13 protein-coding genes are annotated in these 16,814 nt (G+C 70.4%); 5 read left to right on the forward strand and 8 right to left on the reverse strand.

Annotated features, from left to right (window positions below):
* The first annotated feature begins 51 nt into the window (after window positions 1-51).
* Both ABD987_RS06760 and ABD987_RS06765 read left to right on the forward strand, forming a co-directional pair.
* Window positions 52-432: a nuclear transport factor 2 family protein gene (locus ABD987_RS06760; RefSeq protein ID WP_345388124.1), complete on the forward strand. Its 381-nt coding sequence runs from the start codon at window positions 52-54 to the stop codon at window positions 430-432.
* Window positions 433-495: 63 nt separating this feature from the next.
* Window positions 496-921: a DUF2871 domain-containing protein gene (locus ABD987_RS06765; RefSeq protein ID WP_345388126.1), complete on the forward strand. Its 426-nt coding sequence runs from the start codon at window positions 496-498 to the stop codon at window positions 919-921.
* A gap of 40 nt (window positions 922-961) precedes the next feature.
* Here the strand turns inward: ABD987_RS06765 and ABD987_RS06770 are convergent, their stop codons facing one another.
* From ABD987_RS06770 to ABD987_RS06790, 5 genes are all read right to left on the reverse strand, one after another.
* A complete protein-coding gene (locus tag ABD987_RS06770) occupies window positions 962-2,083 on the reverse strand; it encodes an NAD(P)/FAD-dependent oxidoreductase (protein ID WP_345388128.1) in 1,122 nt (373 codons plus the stop codon).
* Window positions 2,084-2,161: 78 nt separating this feature from the next.
* The gene (locus tag ABD987_RS06775; protein ID WP_345388130.1) at window positions 2,162-3,052 is read right to left on the reverse strand and encodes an RNA polymerase sigma-70 factor; all 891 of its coding nucleotides are present in this window, start codon (window positions 3,050-3,052) and stop codon (window positions 2,162-2,164) included.
* 151 nt (window positions 3,053-3,203) lie between these two features.
* A complete protein-coding gene (locus ABD987_RS06780; protein WP_345388132.1) occupies window positions 3,204-7,211 on the reverse strand; it encodes a vitamin B12-dependent ribonucleotide reductase in 4,008 nt (1,335 codons plus the stop codon).
* Between the two features lie 35 nt (window positions 7,212-7,246).
* Window positions 7,247-7,738, reverse strand: coding sequence for a transcriptional regulator NrdR (nrdR, locus tag ABD987_RS06785; protein ID WP_345388134.1), 492 nt, complete (start codon window positions 7,736-7,738; stop codon window positions 7,247-7,249).
* 313 nt (window positions 7,739-8,051) lie between these two features.
* Entirely contained in the window at window positions 8,052-8,549 is a 498-nt protein-coding gene (locus ABD987_RS06790) for a LysM peptidoglycan-binding domain-containing protein (protein WP_345388136.1), read from the reverse strand.
* A 371-nt stretch (window positions 8,550-8,920) separates the two neighbouring features.
* Here ABD987_RS06790 and lexA point away from each other — a divergent pair, with 371 nt between their 5' ends.
* Complete coding sequence (gene lexA / locus ABD987_RS06795; protein ID WP_345388294.1) at window positions 8,921-9,580, forward strand: transcriptional repressor LexA; 660 nt, start codon at window positions 8,921-8,923, stop codon at window positions 9,578-9,580.
* A gap of 233 nt (window positions 9,581-9,813) precedes the next feature.
* Here the strand turns inward: lexA and ABD987_RS06800 are convergent, their stop codons facing one another.
* The 3 genes from ABD987_RS06800 to ABD987_RS06810 are packed head-to-tail and all read right to left on the reverse strand — an operon-like array spanning window position 9,814 to window position 12,903.
* The gene (locus ABD987_RS06800; protein WP_378273071.1) at window positions 9,814-10,830 is read right to left on the reverse strand and encodes a hypothetical protein; all 1,017 of its coding nucleotides are present in this window, start codon (window positions 10,828-10,830) and stop codon (window positions 9,814-9,816) included.
* A gap of 52 nt (window positions 10,831-10,882) precedes the next feature.
* Window positions 10,883-12,346, reverse strand: coding sequence for a GTPase HflX (hflX, locus tag ABD987_RS06805; RefSeq protein WP_345388138.1), 1,464 nt, complete (start codon window positions 12,344-12,346; stop codon window positions 10,883-10,885).
* Window positions 12,347-12,402: 56 nt separating this feature from the next.
* Window positions 12,403-12,903: an ArsR/SmtB family transcription factor gene (locus tag ABD987_RS06810; protein WP_345388140.1), complete on the reverse strand. Its 501-nt coding sequence runs from the start codon at window positions 12,901-12,903 to the stop codon at window positions 12,403-12,405.
* A 74-nt stretch (window positions 12,904-12,977) separates the two neighbouring features.
* Between ABD987_RS06810 and ABD987_RS06815 the strand changes: the two genes are divergently transcribed.
* Together ABD987_RS06815 and valS are read left to right on the forward strand one after the other, a co-directional pair.
* The gene (locus ABD987_RS06815; RefSeq protein WP_345388142.1) at window positions 12,978-14,225 is read left to right on the forward strand and encodes an MFS transporter; all 1,248 of its coding nucleotides are present in this window, start codon (window positions 12,978-12,980) and stop codon (window positions 14,223-14,225) included.
* A gap of 48 nt (window positions 14,226-14,273) precedes the next feature.
* Window positions 14,274-16,808 carry a valine--tRNA ligase gene (gene valS, locus ABD987_RS06820; protein ID WP_345388144.1) on the forward strand — a complete coding sequence of 845 codons (2,535 nt, stop codon included), beginning with the start codon at window positions 14,274-14,276 and terminating at the stop codon, window positions 16,806-16,808.
* The last annotated feature ends 6 nt before the right edge of the window (window positions 16,809-16,814 follow it).

The following is a 16,814-nucleotide window of genomic DNA, read 5'->3' on the forward strand; positions in this document are numbered from 1 at the left end:
GTGCCGCGCGTTAACTTTGACATCACTGTCCAAGTTAGAGGAGCAGACCCCATGGGGACCGACCATCCGACCCCGGCGCGGGACTTCGCCGGGTACCTTGAGTCCTATGTGGACGAAATGGCCTTCGGCGACGAGGACCCGGCCGTGATCGTGGACCGCTACCACACCCCCGACATCGCCTGGACCAGCGACGGGATCCGGCTCGACCGCGAAAAACTGGTCGCGCACGCCCGCCCGGTGCGCCGGAACGTGACCGGGTGCCGGGTGGAGGTGGCCGAGACACTGGTCGCCGCGGACCGGGTCGCCGCCCGCTACACCCTGCGCGCCACCACCCGCAAAGGACGCGAGACCCTGACCGAGGTCTACCTTTTCGGGTACCTCGCCCCCGACGGCAGACTGCGCCACATCGACCAGATCACCCGGACTCCCTGACCGCCCACCATCCGAAACGGACACGCGGCGCCACCACCGCCGCGTGGTGAAGACAGGAAGACAATGAAAAAGCTCTACTACTCCGTCGTCGTGTACACGGCTCTCGGCCTCATCGCCGGGCTGTACTACCGGGAACTGACCAAGGCCCACGACTTCACCGGCGACACCCAGCTTTCGGTGGTACACACCCATTTGCTGGCGCTCGGCACGCTGTTCTTCCTGATCGTCCTCGGCCTCGAAAAGCTGTTCACCCTGAGCGCCAGCAGGAAACTGTTCGCCTGGTTCTTCTGGCTCTACAACGTCGGAGTGCTGTGGACGGTCGCGTTCCTCGTCGTGCACGGGACGCTGACCGTACTGGGCAAGCAGACCGGCGCGGCGATCGCCGGGATGGCGGGACTCGGGCACATCCTGCTCACCGCGGGGCTGGTGGTGTTCCTGATCCTGCTGCACCGCGGCGTCTTTCCGCGCGCCAAGGCCGAAAAGGCCTGACCCGGCGGGCCGGGAGCACCCACTCCCGGCCCGTGCCCGATCACCGCACGGTCATCCGGGCCGCGAGGCGGGTGATCGTCTCCTTGAACCACGCCGAGACCCGCCCGGTCAGCACCGCGCGCACCGGGCTGTCGTCGGCGCGGGTGAACTGGGTGACGCCGTCGCGGCGGCCCAGGCTGATGTTCTGCCATTCGTAGCGGATCCTGGCCGGCTTCGGACGGCGCCCGGTCCGCTCGCGCGCGATGTCCCGCGCCGCGCACTGCCCCATCGGCAGCCCGGTCTGGCACGACATCCGGGTCTCGCGCCCGCCCGCGGCACGCCCGGCCGCCGCGTCGCCGACGCCGTAGACCTCCGGATGCGAAACCGACCGCAGCCGCTCGTCGACCCGCATCCTGCCGTGCCCGTCCACGGCGAACCCGGCGTCGGCGGCCAGCGCGGGCACCCGGAACCCCGCCGCCCACACCACCGCGTCGGCGGGCAGGCTCCGGCCGTCGCCGAGCAGCACCTCCTTCGGGCCGACCTTCGCGACCCGGGCCCCTTCACACAGCTCGACTCCCAGCCGCTCGAACGCGCGGCGCAGATGGCGGCGCGCACGGGCGGACAGCCAGCCACCCACCGGCGCGTCGCACACCAGCCGGACACGCAGATCCGGCCGCGCTTCGGCGATTTCGGCCGCGACCTCGATACCGGTGAGGCCGCCGCCGACCACGAGGAAATCGCTCCGCACGGGCATCGTGGCCAGCCGCGCGCCGAGCCGCGCCGCCCCCGCCGCGTCCGCGACCGTCAGCGCGTGCTCGCGAACACCCGGCACCGCGCCGGTGTCCGCGCCGGTGTCCGCGCCGCTGCCCAGCGCGTACACCAGGGTGTCGTAGCGGATGGTGTGCGGCGCGGCGTCGAGCAGCACCGTCCTGGTCCCCGGTTCGACGCCGGTCACGGTCGCCGTGACGAGGTCGATCCCGGTCCCGGCCAGCACGTCGGGCAGCCGCCACGCGCGCAGGTCCTGGCCCGTGGCGAGCTGATGCGCGCGCACCCGTTCGAAGAACCGGTCGTCTCGGTTGACCAGCGTCACCCGGACGTCTCGGCCGCGCAGCAGGCGCGCGGTCCGCTTCGCGGCGCGCAGCCCGGCGTACCCGGCACCGAGGATCACGATGCGGTGAGTCATGGATCCGTCCCCTTTCCTTTCACTACCGGGAGGACCGGCGAAGGGGGCGATCCGTGACAGCGGCGGGAGTGAGCGTCCTCACGCCCGCTGCGCGGCGACGAACGCAAGCTTGGCCGGGCTGACGACCAGCCGCACGGCGGTGACGCGGTCCTGCCCGACCTCGAGCGCGAGCACGGCCATGAGCGCGCCTCCGAGCTCGAACAGCACGGCCGGGTGGCCGTTGACCTCGGCGATCTCCGTCCGGACCACCGCGATCTCCGGCCGCCCGCCCATGCCGAGCAGGTACCGCAGCACCCGGTCCCTGCCGACGATCGGACGCCGCGCGGCGGTCACCGTGCCACCGCCGTCGGCCCAGGACACGACGTCCTCGGCGAGCAGCTTCTCCAGCCCGGCGACGTCCCCCTCCAGCGTCGCGGCGAGAAAACGTTCCACGATGCGGCGTTGCTCGTCGTTCCCGGCCGTGAACCGGGCGCGCGTGTCCGCGACGTGCCTGCGCGCGCGGAGGTGGAGCTGCCGCGAATGCGCCTCGTCGATGTCCAGGAGCTCCGCGATCTCCCGGTGCTGGTACCCGAACGCCTCCCGCAGGACGAACACCGCGCGCTCCGGCGGCGTCAGCCGCTCCAGGAGGATCAGCACCCCCATCGAGACGGAGTCACGCTGCTCGACCGTCTCAAGTGGACCGAGGGCACCCTCGCCGGTCAGCACCGGCTCCGGCAGCCACGGGCCGACGTAGCTCTCACGCCGGGCCCGCGCCGAAGTGAGCCGGTTGAGGCAGAGGTTGGTGACCACCTTCGCCAGCCAGGCCGGGAGCGCCTCGATCCGCTGCCGGTCCGCGCCGTGCCAGCGCAGGAACGCGTCCTGCACGACGTCCTCGGCCTCGGCCGCCGATCCGAGCATCCGGTACGCGAGCCCGAACAACCGCCGGCGCTGCTGCTCGAACAGCGCCGTCTCGGGCCCCGTCACCGTCACGCCCCCGATGCTAGTGCCCAGAGCCCGAGCAACTCCACGAATGTGCCGCCGCGCACGCGATCTCGGTCAGCGGTGGCTCGACCTGGTGCCGGCGGCGGGCCCCGCGCGAGATCCGGGTGCGGCGCGGCAAGCCGCACCCGGACCGCGTGGCTCAGCTGCAGCCGGAGGTGGCGCCGCAGCCTTCGCAGGCGTAGCAGGACCCGGCGGGCCGCATCTTCGTGCCGCAGGTCATGCACAGCGGAGCGTCCGCGGCCTTGCCGAGGTGCAGTTCCATCAGCTCGGTGGTGGTGTGCGCCTCCGGCTGTTCGGACTCGTCCCGGCGCGGCACGGGTGAGGAGTCCACAGTGGACCGCAGGGTTTCGAGATCGACGTTCTCGCCCGACGCCGGATAGCTGGCCTCGACCTGGGCCGACCGCTCGTCCGCGGTGAAGATGCCCAGCTGCGAACGTTTCTCGTAGGGCAGGTAGTCCAGCGCGAGGCGGCGGAACAGGTAGTCCATCACGCTGGTGGCGATCCGGATGTCCGGGTCGTCGGTCATGCCCGCCGGCTCGAAACGCAGGTTGGAGAACTTCGAAACGTAGAACTCGAGCGGGATACCGTGCTGCAGGCCCACCGAGATCGACATCGAGAACGCGTCCATCACCCCGGCCAGCGTCGACCCCTGCTTGCCGAGCTTGACGAAGATCTCGCCGAGCCCGTCGTCCGGGTACGAGCCCGCGTGCAGGTAGCCCTCCGCGCCGCCGACGGTGAACGACACCGTCTGGCTCGGCCGCTTCTTCGGCAGGCGGCGGCGCACCGGGCGGTACTCCACCACCTTCTCCGGCTCGGCCTCGGCCTTGTCCTTCTTGCCGGTGGACAGCGGCTGGCCGACCTTGCAGTTGTCACGGTAGATCGCGAGAGCCTTCAGACCGAGTTTCCAGCCCTGGAAGTAGATCTCCTCGACCTCTTCGACGGTCGCGGACTCCGGCATGTTGACCGTCTTGGAGATGGCGCCGGACAGGAACGGCTGCACCGCGGCCATCATCCGGACGTGACCCATCGGCGCGATCGACCGCTCGCCGACCGCGCAGTCGAAGACCTCGTAGTGCTCCGGCCGCAGCCCCGGCGCGTCGACGACGTGCCCGTGCTGCGCGACGTACTCCACGATCGCCTCGACCTGCTCGCCCTGGTACCCGAGCACGGTCAGCGCACGCGGCACGGTCTGGTTGACGATCTGCATCGACCCGCCGCCGACGAGCTTCTTGAACTTCACCAGCGAGAAGTCCGGCTCGATTCCGGTGGTGTCGCAGTCCATCATAAATCCAATAGTTCCGGTCGGCGCCAATACACTAGCCTGCGCGTTTCGCCAACCGTTAATCGCGCCGATTTCGATGCCGCGCTTCCATTCCTCGGTCGCGAGCGCACGCACCGCCACGTCGTTTTCGTGATAAGTACGGACCAGCTCGTTCGCGGCCGCGTGCTTGCGCATGACCCGCTGGTGCGCCTCGGCATTGCGGGCGTAACCCTCGTACGCCCCGACGACTCCGGCCAGTTCCGCCGAACGCCGATAGGAAACACCGGTCATCAGCGAGGTGATCGACGCCGCGAGTGCGCGACCACCCTCGGAATCATAGGCGTGCCCCAGCGCCATCAGCAACGCGCCAAGGTTGGCGTAGCCGATCCCGAGCTGACGGAACTTGCGGGTGGTGTCCCCGATTTCCGGAGTCGGGAAATCCGCGAAACAGATCGAGATGTCCATCGCGGTGATGACGAATTCGACGGCGCGAGCGAACAGCGGCGCGTCGAAGTTTCCGTCGCCGGTGACGAACTTGAGCAGATTCAGCGAAGCGAGATTGCAGCTGGAATTGTCCAGATGCATGTATTCGCTGCAGTTGGCCACCACGGTTCCACCCACCACATAGGAATGGTTGCGTGGCTCGGTGAGATTGAACGTGGTCTCGAAACCCTGAGACACCCGGGAAACCAGGCGCACAGACTCGTCGACCTCATAGAACCGATGCTCGGCGAGGAGGCTGCCCAGCTTGAGCGCCTTGTCCTCGTGGTCGAACCCGACCAGCTCCGCGAAGCGCTCGATATTACGGCCACTCACCCGCAGATCGAAGCACGGCCCGTCACTGCCGTACGTACGTACGGCGCTGTCCTTCGCGACATAGGCGAACGAATCGACCTTGGTGCCCGTCTGATAGATGCGCGCCTTAATACCGAGGCTCGCCAGCACTTCCTGGACGCCGATCAGCAGTTCCTCGGAGCGGCTGCCGAGTCCGACATACCTGGTACCCTTACGTACCTGGTTGACGACACACCCGTCCGCGTCGAACAAGCCGCGCAAGAACGCTGTGACGGCTTCCTCGGGGGCCTCGTAGATCGACTCGGGGACGACCTTGTCCTTGGCTTTTCCGTCGGAAACACCCAGCGCGCGCAGCATGAATTCGAAACGGGTCCGCATCGCCCGCAGCTGTACGGTTCCATTCGGCTGCACGCTGGGCTTGTACTCCACACCGGTGATGTCGGCCAGCAGCTTCCGATGGCGTGGCAGCAGTGTTTCCCGCTCCCAGTCACCAGCGTAGACGGTAACCGCGCCGGACCTGGTCACACATCCGTCGCCGACGAGCCAGCCAAGATAATGAGCCAGCTCGACATTCCACTTTTCCGGAACTGTGGCGAGTACCCTGCCCGGCGCGCGGGTCGCCGACTGGACCGCCAGCGCGGGAAGCGCGGCCGAAGCATGCGGTCGTGGCGCGTGTTCGAGCGAACGTACGACACGGTCGGCATCGGTCAGGTGCTCGGCCCGCACCCAGCCCTGGTTTTCGGTCCAGACCCGGTGGTTCGGCGTGCAGCGCAGCCGTGAGCCATCACTGAACCGCAACTCGACGATCTCGTTGGTGCCGGTGATCATGTACCGCGTCGGCCGGGTGGCGAGCACTCGCGAACGGGGATCGGCTTCGTTGGTGACATCGTTGGTGTAAACCGCGAAGGACTCGCCGAGCGATGCCCGGCGCACGAGGTCGCCGATCCGCACCAGGCCGGAGTCCGTCAGCACCCGCTGATCCCCGGGAAAGCAGGGATTGGACGCGGTGATGCGGCCGGATTCGGGGCAGGTGTGCCAGTCGTTGATCGTGCCGTCGTACTGCAGGCCGGGGTCGGCGCACTCCCACGCCGCCTCGGCCATGCCGCGGAAGAGTTTCTTCGCGTCGACCCGCTCGATCACCTCGCCGGTGAGCCGGGCACGGAGGCCGAACTGGCCCTCGGTCTCCACCGCCTGCATGAACTCGTCGGACACGCGCACCGAGTTGTTGGCGTTCTGGTACTGCACCGAGGAGATGTCCGCGCCGGAGAGGTCCATGTCGAACCCGGCGTCGCGGAGGACCTTGATCTTCTCCTCTTCCCGCGCCTTCGTCCGGACGAACTCTTCGATGTCGGGGTGGTCGACGTCGAGGACGACCATCTTCGCCGCGCGCCGGGTGGCGCCGCCGGACTTGATGGTGCCCGCGGACGCGTCGGCGCCGCGCATGAACGAGACCGGGCCGGACGCGGTGCCGCCGGAGGTGAGCAGTTCCTTGGAGGAGCGGATGCGGGACAGGTTGAGCCCGGCGCCGGAGCCGCCCTTGAAGATCAGGCCCTCCTCGCGGTACCAGTTGAGGATCGACTCCATGGTGTCGTCGACGGCGAGGATGAAGCACGCGCTGACCTGTTGCTTGGAGGCCGTGCCGACGTTGAACCACACCGGTGAGTTGAAGCTGAACACCTGGTGCAGCAACATCCAGGTCAGCTCGTGTTCGAAGATCTCGAGGTCGGCGGGCGTCGCGAAGTAGCCGTGCTCACGCCCGGCCGCGACGTAGGTACGCACTACCCGGTCGATGAGCTGCTTGAGGCTTTGCTCGCGCTGTGGCGTGCCGACCGCGCCGCGGAAGTACTTGCTGGTGACGATGTTGGTGGCGTTGACCGACCAGAACTCCGGGAACTCGACGCCCCGCTGCTCGAAGTTCACGGTGCCGTCACGCCAGTTGGTCATGACGACGTCCCGCTGCTCCCAGCCGACCTGGTCGTAGGGATGCACGCCCTCGGTGGTGAACACCCGCCGCACGGTCAGCCCGCGCGGTGCCTTCTTCTCACTGCCCTCGCCCGCCGCGGCGGCGCCTGCTCCCACGGTCTCCGTCATGGGTGTTCCCTCACTCCCGCGCGGGGGCGGTGTGGTCACCGCCCGCGCTGATCGCTTTCGTCCTGCGCAGCACGACCCGCGGTGATGGCCTCACGGAGATCCGCGATCTCCTTCTCGAAGTCCTCGACGGACGAGAAGGAGCGGTAGACGCTGGCGAACCGGAGATAGGCGACCCCGTCGAGTTCCCGCAGCGGGCCCAATATCGCCAGGCCGACCTCGTGACTCGGGATCTCCGCCAGCCCGGCCGAGCGGATCGACTCCTCCACCCGCTGCGCGAGCTGTTGCAGCGCGTCGTCGTCGACCGGCCTGCCCTGGCAGGCACGCCGGACACCCCGGACCACCTTGTCCCTGCTGAACTGCTCGGTGACGCCGGACCGCTTGACGACGGCGAGCACCATCGTCTCCGACGTCGTGAACCGCCGGCCGCACTGCGCGCACGAGCGCCGCCGCCGGATGGCCTGGCCTTCATCCACCTCTCGGGAGTCGACGACCCGAGAGTCCGCATGCCGGCAGAACGGGCACCTCATCCGCCGATCACCTTCCCCTCCGTGCCGGCCGCCCCGTTCGACGTCCTTCCCGGCTGCCACGCGCACCCGGGAACCTCGCGCACCGGGTACCCGAGTTCCGGTGTACCTGGTGATCAATTTGTGGACATCCGGTGGGTGAACACCGGCCAGCTGTGGACAACTGGCACCGAGTCTACCCCAACCTGTGGACCAACTACAGCGGTGTAACTACTACATATAGCGGTCGACCTTAGATCGCGCGAAGAAGGCCCGCAACCGCCACGACCGGGTGAAACAGGGAAATCCCCCACGACGGCGGGAAAGGCTTGACAGATCACGGCGCGGCGACCCCGGCGCCCGGCACCCCGTCGGCGACCGGCACCGTGAGCGGCAGTCCGGGAACCAGCACGGCGTCGTCCAGGCGATTGAGCTCCTTGATGCGCGCGACAACCGCGCCAGTGTCGCTCGACGGCGCGAAACGCTCGGCGAGACTCGACAGCGTGTCACCCCGTTCGACCGACACCGCAGCGGTCCGCGCGGGCACCGCCGCGCCGGGCGCACCGTGCGCGAAAAGACCCAATCCGGTGATCGCGAGGCAACTCGCCCCGGCGAGCGCGGCGAGCCACGGCCACCGGATCACCCGGCGCCGGGGTGTCGCGCAGCCGACCGGCACCGCCCGCCTGCCCGCCACCACCCGCGCCCGCGTCGGCGGGCGCAGCGCCTCCGCGCGCCGGACCCGCACCGCCCTCACGGGCGGCGATCCCGCCTCGACCGGCCGGACCGTCCTCTGCTCGACCCGGCGTTCAACCCGGCGTTCGGCCAGAATGGACATCCCGGAACCTCCTCAAACCCTGCGTCGACCTGCCGTCCGGCCCGAACCAGGCCGCTGAGCACCGGCTATCGGCTCGAACCGAACAGGCGTTCTATCGAACGCCCGTGCGAAGGTCTACCACCCCGCACCGACAAAATCGAGAGGGACACGGCGTGTCTGTCGAACAGATGTTTGAAATCGTCGCTGCCGCGGGCTAACGTCGGTGACCAGGGCATCTGCCGGGCAGGTGCCGCCGGTGAGCGCGCCCGCGACCGTGGGCGCCGCCGGCCGAGACGTGGGCAAGTCTGGGAGGCGACGCAGTGGCAAAGAAGGACGCGGCGACGGACGGCAAGACGGGAGGTTCACGGGCGAACACGGCGAAGGTCCGCCCCCTGCCCGAGGTCTACGACGTGGACGACGCGCTGACCGTGCGCCAGCAGCAGGTGCTGGACGTGATCCGGACCTGGGTGAGCAAGTTCGGCTACCCGCCGAGCGTGCGGGAGATCGGCGAAGCGGTCGGGCTGACCTCGACCTCCTCGGTGTCGCACCAGCTGCGCGCGCTGCAGCGCAAGGGATATCTGCGCCGGGACGCGAACCGGCCGAGGGCCGTCGGGGTGCTGGCCTCCACCGACGACAACCCGATGGGCATCGACATGGACCAGCAGCCGTCCGTGCCGAAGGCGGCCTACGTCCCGCTGGTCGGCCGGATCGCCGCCGGTGGCCCGGTGCTCGCCGAGCAGGCCATCGAGGACGTCTTCCCGCTGCCGAGGGAGATCGTCGGCGAGGGCGAGCTGTTCCTGCTCAAGGTCACCGGCGACTCGATGGTCGACGCGGCCATCACCGACGGGGACTGGGTGGTGGTCCGGCAGCAGCCGACCGCCGACAACGGCGAGATCGTGGCCGCGATGATCGACGGCGAGGCCACCGTCAAGACGTTCAAGCGCAAGGGCGGGCACATCTGGCTGATGCCGCACAACGAGGCGTACGAGCCGATCCCCGGTGACGACGCCACGGTGCTGGGCAAGGTGGTCGCGGTGCTGCGGCGGCTCTGAGCGGGGCGAGTGGGGTGAGGTGTGTTCACGGAAAGCGCGAACCCCCAGCCCCGCTCAGGTGTCTTGTGGGGGTGCAACCCCCACACCCCGCCCGGGGCAAGCCCCGGACCCCCGCGAGCCGGGTATGAGCCTGGTCAGCAAAGCGGCTCGCGGAACAGGTGACCAGTCCTCAGACGAGCGCCTCCCCCTTGCATCTCCCCCAGCAGCGGGATCCGCGCCGGTTCGCGGGCTGGTCAGCGGCGTCGGCGGCGCAGGCCGCTGACGCCGAGCCAGCCGGCCAGCACGATCACCACCGCGATCCCGGCGGCGGGAAGGACGGGGAGCCCGGCCCCGCTCGCTTCCCCGCCGGGACTGCCGGTGGTCCCCGCCGCCGGGGCCGCGGCGGCGCCGCGCGCCGCCAGCGCGGCCGCGCCCCGCACCGCCCGGATCGGCTGCCCGATCCCCTCACCGCCGGAAAGCAGCGTGCCGTCGGGTTCGAAGGCGAGCGCCTCCCCCTGCTTCTCCCCCGGTAACGGGATCCGCACCGGCGCGTGCCGCAGCGCGGCCGCGACGTCGCCGTCCGGCGCGGCGTAGAGGTAGGCGTCGGTGTAGGTACGCAGGGCGATCACCGTTCCGTCCACAGTGGACGCCGCGCCGGTGATGAGCGCGGACCCGAACGCGCCGACCGGCCCGCCCGGGGTGTCGGTGCTCTTGACCTCGAGCGAGCCCACCTTCTCCAGCGGGGTCGGCCCCGGGCTCGCGAGCGGCCCCGTTGGCCGGTACACCTTCGAGGCGCCGAGCACGTCCTTGGTGATCACGTACGGCGTGCCGGAGCGGTCGAGCAGCAGCGCCTCGGCGTCGTGCGGACCGTCGGGATAGGTGAGCCGATGCAGCGTGACCGTGCCGCGCGGGCTCAGCGCGTGCAGCGCGACGGTCGTGCGCACGCCGCGGTTGTCACCGGTGTCCGCCAGCCACAGGGTGCCGTCCGCGGCGCGGGCGAGGTCCTCGACGTCGTAGGGGTCGGTAGCCTCGGTGCGGACCTCGCGGACCGCGCAGTCCCGGCCGAGCACGAACACCTCGACGCGCTCACCGCCGTCGTTGACGCCGTACCACCGTTCGCCGTCGGAGACCAGCCCGGACAGTTCGTCGACCCGCGGATCGGTGACGGTGCACAGGGTTTCCGGCGCGGGTGGCGGCTCCGCCGCGGCGGGCCCGGTGAGCGCCGTGCCCAGCAGCAGCACCGTCACCGCGGTCGTCACCACTGTCCGCACCCGCCACCTCCGTACTGTGCGATCACCTTGACCGCACAGTACGGAGGACGCGCTAGACGTGCGAAACGTTGGTTTCGTACTGCCGGAGCGTCGCGGCCAGGTCCGGGTGGACGCGGACGCGCAGGCGGGTGCCGTCCTGGACGTGCTCCTCCTCCAGAACCTCGCCGTCGGCGTGGGCGCGGGCGACGAGCTCGCCGCGGGTGTAGGGCACCAGTGCCTCGATCACCACCTGCGGCCGGGGCAGCCGGTCCGCGAGTTCCGCCGCGAGTTCGGCGATCCCGGCGCCGGTACGCGCGGAGACCTGCAGCGAGCCCGGCAGGGCGTGCCGCAGCCGGGCGAGGGTGACCTCGTCGGCGGAGTCCGTCTTGTTGACCACCAGCAGCTCCGGCGGCAGCGGTTCCTTGCGCTGCCGGGTGATCTCGGCGAGCACCTCGCGCACGGCACTGACCTGATCCTCGGGAGCGGGGTCGGCGCCGTCGACGACGTGCAGCAGCAGATCGGCGTCGGCGGCCTCCTCCAGCGTCGAGCGGAACGCGTCCACCAGCTGGTGCGGGAGGTGCCGCACGAACCCGACGGTGTCGGTCAGGGTGAAGGTGCGCCCGTCCGCGGTCTGGCTGCGGCGGGTGGTCGGGTCCAGGGTCGCGAACAGCGCGTCCTCGACCAGCACCCCCGCCCCGGTCAGTGCGTTGAGCAGACTCGACTTCCCGGCGTTGGTGTAGCCGACGATCGCCACGCTCGGCACCTCGTTGGCCACCCGCCTGCCGCGCTTGGTCTCGCGGATGGTGTCCATCGCGGCGATCTCGCGCCGCAGCTTGGAAACGCGCTTGTTGATCCGCCTGCGGTCGGTCTCCAGCTTGGTCTCACCGGGACCGCGCAGGCCGACGCCGCCGTTCGCGCCGCCGGCACGGCCACCGGCCTGCCGGGACAGCGAGGCACCCCACCCGCGCAGCCGCGGGATCAGGTACTGCAGCTGGGCCAGCTCGACCTGGGCCTTGCCCTCCTTGGAGCGGGCGTGCTGGGCGAAGATGTCGAGGATCAGCGCGGTCCGGTCGATGACCTTGACCCGCACCTTCTCCTCCAGCTGCCGCAGCTGGCCCGGCGAGAGCTCACCGTCGCAGATGACGGTGTCCGCGCCGGTGGAGCCGACGATGTCCCGCAGCTCGCGGACCTTGCCGGAGCCGATGTAGGTCGCCGGGTCGGGCCGGGTGCGGCGCTGGACGAGCCCCTCCAGCACCTCGGAACCGGCCGTCTCGGCCAGCCGCGCCAGTTCGGCGAGGGAGGCCTCGGACTGCTCCGCGGTGCCTTCGGTCCACACGCCGACCAGGACGACCCGTTCGAGCCGCAGCTGGCGGTATTCGACCTCGGTGACGTCGTCGAGCTCGGTGGACAGCCCCGCCACGCGGCGCAGGGACGCGCGGTCCTCGAGTTCCAGCTCACCGGTGGACGGATCCACGTCGGAAAAATCGGTGTCGTAGTAGTCCGTGTCGTTGTGGTCTGCGTGTGTCTGTTCTGTCATCGTGCCTCGATTGTCCCACGGTTGCCCGCGAGTGCCGAACGGATTAGCCGACGAAATCAGCCGCTGGGGTAGGTCGAGAGGTACACGGCCGTGCTTCGCGCACCCGACTCCGGTGCCCGCACCCGGTACTCCTCCAGCAGGTCGTGGAGGCGCCGTTCCAGCTCGGCGCGCTGCTCGGGTGTCACCTGGACGACCAGCCGCGTCTGGTTGACGTCCGCGAAGCCGACGTCGGCGATCTCGGCCAGGTACGCCTCGAGCATCGCCTGGTCGATGGCGTGGTCGCCATGCGAGTCCAGGTGCCAGGACAGCCCGGTCGACAGGTACGGGATCTCCTTGGCGCCGCGGGCACCCCGCCGGGGTTCCTGCGGCGCGAGGAAACCGGTTTCGACCAGCTTGCGGACGTGGTGCAGCGTCGTCGCCGGGTCCCGGCCCAGCCGCCGCGCCAGCTCCTGGTTGGTCAACGCCTCCGCGAAGGTCAACCGGATGATCCTCAGCCGTATTCCGGACGCGAGCGCGTTCGCCTCGGCCTCGGTCGCGCGCCGCCGCTTGTCAGACACGGCGACCAGCCTAGAGAACCACCCGGCGACCTCAGTGATTGACACTCTCCAATCACTCGGTGGAGACTGGCGCGGTGCGAGGGGACTCACTTTTCTTCCATCCGGACTTCCGCAGGCTGTGGGCCGGGGACGCGGCGAGCCAGGTCGGCAGTTTCGTCGGCACGACGGCCGTGCCGCTGCTCGCGGCGACGACGCTGGCCGCGTCCCCGTTCCAGATGGGACTGCTCACCACGGCCCAGACGCTGGGGTTCCTGGTGATCGGCCTGCCCGCGGGGGTGTGGGTGGACCGGCTGCGCCGCCGGCGGCTGATGCTCACCGCGGACCTGATCAGGGCCGCACTGCTGCTCAGCGTCCCGCTCGCCTGGTGGGCCGGGGTGCTGACGCTGGCCCAGCTGCTCGTCGTCGTGCTGCTGACCGGCATCGCGACGGTGTTCTTCGACGTGGCCTACCAGTCCTATCTGCCCTCGCTGGTCGGCCGCGAACACCTGGTGGAGGGCAACTCGAAGCTCCAGGCGACGCAGTCGGTCGCGCAGGTCGCGGGCCCGAGCGTGGCGGGCTGGCTCGTGCAGCTCGCGGGCGCGGCGAACACCGTCCTGCTCACCGGGCTCGGCTACCTCTCCTCGGTACTGTGCCTGCTGCGGATCCGCACCCCGGACAGACTTCCGGAGCACGCGGAGCGGCCGCGCCTGCTGCCCCAGATCGCCGAGGGCATGCGGTTCGTGTTCACCGACGCGGCCCTGCGCGCCAGTGTGGCGTGCACCGCGAGCGCGAACCTCTTCGGCGGTGTCTTCACCGCGGTCGAGGTGGTCTTCTTCACCCGGACCGTCGGGCTTTCCCCCGGTGTGGTCGGCACGCTGCTCGCCGCGGGCGGGATCGGCGGCATCCTCGGTGCGCTGTTTTCCGGGGCGGTGATCAGGAAGCTCGGGCAGATGCGGGCGATCTGGCTCGTACCGCTGCTCACCTGGCCCGCGCAGCTGCTGATCCCGCTCACCGCACCCGGCTGGCGGATCGGGCTGGCCGTGGCCGGGCTCGTGATCGCCGGGTTCGGCTTCATCGTCTACAACGTCTGCCAGGTCAGCTACCGGCAGGCCATCTGCCCGGACCGGTTGCTCGGCCGGATGAACGCCAGCGTCCGGTTCGTGGTGTGGGGCACGCTGCCGCTCGGCGGGCTGCTCGGCGGCGCGCTGGGCGAGCTGATCGGACTGCGGGGCACGATGTGGGTCGCGGTGGCCGGGGAGGCGGCCGCGGGCCTGTGGGTCGCCTGCTCCCCGCTGCGCCGGATGCGCGAACTACCGAAGCCCGCCGAAGAAATCGCCGTCTGAGGCGGAAATTCGGAGGCGGGGTGCCCGGGACGCGGCTACCGTCTTCGCATGAATCCCACGTTCCCGGCGAAGAGCCCCCACATCCCGGACAAGGTCGGTGTCGACGGTCTTGAGGGGAAATGGGCGCCGGTATGGGAATCCTCGGGCATCCACCGCTTCGACCGTACGAAGACCCGCGACGAGGTCTACGCGATCGACACCCCGCCGCTGACCGCGAGCGGGTCCCTCCACATCGGACACGTCTTCTCCTACACGCACACCGACGTCGTCGCGCGGCACCAGCGGATGCGCGGGCGCGAGGTGTTCTACCCGATCGGCTGGGACGACAACGGCCTGCCGACCGAACGCCGCGTGCAGAACCACTTCGGCGTCCGGTGCGAGCCTTCGCTGCCGTACGACCCCGGTTTCCGGCCGCCGGAGCGGCCCGGCAGGACTGCGGTCGCGTGTTCCCGGCGCAACTTCGTCGAGCTGTGCCAGCAACTTTCCGAGAGCGACGAGAAGGTGTTCGAGGACGTCTGGCGCCGCATCGGGCTTTCGGTGGACTGGGCGACGGCGTACCAGACGATCGGTGCCGACACCCGGGTCGTCTCGCAGCGCGCCTTCCTGCGCAACCTGGCCCGCGGCGAGGCGTACCGGGCCGAGGCGCCGACCCTGTGGGACGTCACGTTCCGCACCGCGGTGGCGCAGGCCGAACTGGAGGACCGCGAACGGCCCGGCGCGTTCCACGACCTCGTGTTCCGCGACGGTGACGGTGCCGAGGTGATCGTCTCGACGACCCGGCCCGAACTGCTGCCCGCGTGCGTCGCGGTGGTCGCGCATCCCGAGGACGAGCGTTTCGCCCCGTTGTTCGGGAAGACCGTGCGCACACCGGTGTTCGGCGTCGAGGTGCCCGTGCTGGCACACCACCTCGCGGATCCCGCGAAGGGCAGCGGGCTCGCGATGGTGTGCACGTTCGGCGACACCACCGACGTCACGTGGTGGCGCGCGCTGCGGCTGGACACGCGCCCGGTGCTCGGGCGGGACGGCCGTTTCCTCGCCGAGGCCCCGCCCGGTGTCGCGCCGGAGACCTACGCGCCGCTCGCCGGGCTGACCGTCCACACCGGACGGCAGGTGCTCGTCGGCCTGCTGCGCGACGCCGGCGCGCTGCGAGGCGAACCCCGCCCGGTCACGCACGCGGTCAAGTTCTACGAAAAGGGCGACAAACCGCTGGAGATCGTCACCAGCCGCCAGTGGTACCTGACCAACGGCGCGCGCGACGAGGATCTGCGGGCCCGGCTGCTCGCGCGCGGCCGGGAGCTGCGGTGGGTGCCCGAGCATATGCGTATCCGCTACGAAAGCTGGGTCGAAGGACTCACCGGGGACTGGCTGCTCAGCCGTCAGCGGTTCTTCGGCGTGCCGATCCCGGTCTGGTACGCGCTGGACGACCACGGGGAGCGCGGCGAGGTGCTGGTGCCCGCCGACGACGCCCTGCCGGTCGATCCGAGCACCGACGTCCCGCCCGGGTACTCCGAGGGGCAGCGCGGCGTCCCCGGCGGATTCGCCGGGGAGACCGACGTCATGGACACCTGGGCGACCTCCTCGCTGACTCCGCAGATCGCCGGGCGCTGGAGCCTCGACGAGGACCTGTTCACCCGGGTGTTCCCCTACGACCTGCGTCCGCAGGCGCACGAGATCATCCGGACCTGGCTGTTCTCCACGACGGTCCGCGCGGAGCTGGAGCAGGACGTGCTGCCCTGGCGCGCCGCGGTGATCTCGGGCTGGGTGCTCGACCCCGACCGCAAGAAGATGTCGAAGTCGCGCGGCACCGTGGTCACCCCGGCCGACCTGCTCGCCCGGTTCGGCGCGGACGCGGTCCGGTACTGGGCGGCGAGCGCGCGGCCCGGGGTGGACACGGCGGTGGACGAGGGGCAGATGAAGGTGGGGCGGCGGCTGGCCACGAAGCTGCTCAACGCCAGCCGGTTCGTGCTCGGGTTCGGCGTCGCCGACGGAGCCGCCGGGGCCACCGAGCCGCTGGACCTCGCGCTGCTCGCCGAGCTGTCCACTGTGGTCACCACGGCGACGGCCGCGTTCGACGAACTCGACCACGCGCGGGCGCTCCAGGTGACCGAGACGTTCTTCTGGACGTTCTGCGACGACTACGTCGAGCTGGTGAAGGGCCGCGCCTACGGCGACCGGGGCGACGCGGGCGCGCGGTCCGCGCGGAGCACGCTGGCCACCGCGCTTTCGGTGGTACTGCGCCTGTTCGCGCCGTTCCTGCCGTTCACCACCGAGGAGGTGTGGTCGTGGTGGCGGGAGGGTTCGGTGCACCGGGCGCCGTGGCCGTCCGCCGACACCACGCCCGGTGAGCCCGGGCTGCTGACGCTCGCGGGCCGGGTGATCGGCGCGGTGCGCCGGGCGAAGACGGAGGCCAGGGTGTCCATGCGGTCCGGCGTCGCGCTGCTGACCGTGGCCGGGCCCGCCGGGGACCTCGGCCGGTTCCGGCTGATCGAGCCCGACATCCGGACAGCAGGCGTCATCGCCGAGGTCGCCACCCGGGACGGCGCGGAGCTGGCCGTCGAGGTGACGGTGTCGCGGCCGGACTGAGCGGGG

The sequence above is a fragment of the Amycolatopsis samaneae genome (genome assembly GCF_039541975.1).
GTDB lineage: Bacteria > Actinomycetota > Actinomycetes > Mycobacteriales > Pseudonocardiaceae > Amycolatopsis > Amycolatopsis samaneae.